Annotated in this window: 2 protein-coding genes; one reads left to right on the forward strand and one right to left on the reverse strand. The window is 54.6% G+C overall.

What is annotated here, in order from left to right; translation table 11 throughout:
• Window positions 1-130 (reverse strand): group II intron maturase-specific domain-containing protein (locus Poly21_RS28430; protein ID WP_367302589.1); only part of this gene is annotated, 130 nt, incomplete at its 3' end.
• 611 nt (window positions 131-741) lie between these two features.
• Between Poly21_RS28430 and Poly21_RS26830 the strand changes: the two genes are divergently transcribed.
• Entirely contained in the window at window positions 742-1,266 is a 525-nt protein-coding gene (locus Poly21_RS26830; protein WP_146410138.1) for a hypothetical protein, read from the forward strand.
• Window positions 1,267-1,484 lie beyond the last annotated feature (218 nt).

A 1,484-nucleotide genomic window follows, 5' to 3' on the forward strand; every position in this document is an offset into this window, starting at 1 on the left:
GGTACCACTGTTTCCAGTAGCAAGCGCGGATGCGCCGTCGAATCCATTTGTCGAGATACTGCAACTGCGTCTTGCGTAGGCCGTAATGAAAGTAGCCAATCCATCCTTGAAAGTACCGTCGTAGTTCCAAGAAACGTTCAGTCCTTCCCGTCTTCGCTGGCTGCGAAGAAGTGCGGTACTACGACCTCTGCTGACTTCTGCTCGCACGAGTCGGGTCACCCCGGTCGCCCCCCTTTCAGGTCAAGCCTTACTCACGGGTACGCTTACAGATCTCCCCGAATAAGGGACGTGAACTTTCGCTGCGCAAGTGCGTCGCCTACAAACGGACGTTGTCGGAAAACGGCTTCGTGGTCATGGGGCCACTCGCCTCAACATCCGCCTGCCTCCACGACGTTTCTGTTCGTCACCTCGCCGCAGTTGCCTTCGCCTAGTACTTCTTCTTGATCGATTACATTTGGTATGCTGTCCTTCGTTCAAGTTCCGTTTTCGTACAGGGGACTGGCTTCCCGAAGGAAGCGGCACCCCACAAGTTCACGCCCATGTCGGGCGTACACATGCACCGAAGGACGGCTTGCAGCTCTTGCTAAGATGGATAGTCAACTCTCCGTCCCCCGTGATGTCTGACGTTCGCCGACCTGAATCCGTGGGCATCCGCACGCATTGAAACGCTTTCATCCAATTTCCATCACTGCAGTCGGCATTACCGCATTCCTTGGGTGGGCGTGGATCGGAATGTCCTCCATGGACTTCAGCACTGCTTTAGCAGGGGATGGACGAAAAACTGCGGGCTGGTTTGTGTTGGGGCTCCCAATGCTTGTGCCAATTGCGATGCTTTCGACAATGCCGTTTTCAATGGTTGCTCGGCGGGGTCGACGTGCCATCGCCTGGTTGGCCATGTGCGTCCTATTTGGGGCCCTGATGTGGTTTGCCTACTCTCAATCGACTCCGCTCGCACGGCTCGAATGGGCACTTGATGTCGAGATACCGACAGACGTCAAAATTATTCGGCTCCGAGAGACCGATTCCTTCAATGATGGCATCACTACGGTGGGGGCGTGTATTGCCGACCGCGAATTTATAAATGACCTTGTCGCACATCATTCCCTGAGTGAAGACATCACCGGTGGCTACATCTCACCGTACCTGCCGGATGCGAACATTTCCGTAGATGGGGTTGGATATCGAAACGATCGATTGACCTGCTACCACGATTCGAAGACCAAGACGCTATACTTTGTTCGGCGGTATTCCGATCCGCGTCCGTGAACACGAATTCGGCGAACCATCCGATGCAACCGAGCGGCGAAGTCGGGCGTTTTGAAGTGGATGATCAACCGTCGCCGCCGGCTGATCGGTACCGACTATGAAGTCCAAGGTTTGACAAGTGGTGTTGGGTTGTTTTTTGTCTTACTTCATTGTTTTTCCGCTGGTGGAGGTGAGGTGCCGTTTGCCGGAGGCTTTTTTCGGTCGCTCGCCCGTAAGTG

Origin of the sequence: Allorhodopirellula heiligendammensis (genome assembly GCF_007860105.1) — a bacterium.
GTDB lineage: Bacteria > Planctomycetota > Planctomycetia > Pirellulales > Pirellulaceae > Rhodopirellula > Rhodopirellula heiligendammensis.

Bases quoted from the DNA above. Each gene is read 5' to 3' on its own strand.
- Poly21_RS26830 (WP_146410138.1), top strand. From the start codon at position 742: ATGGACTTCAGCACTGCTTTAGCAGGGGATGGACGAAAAACTGCGGGC.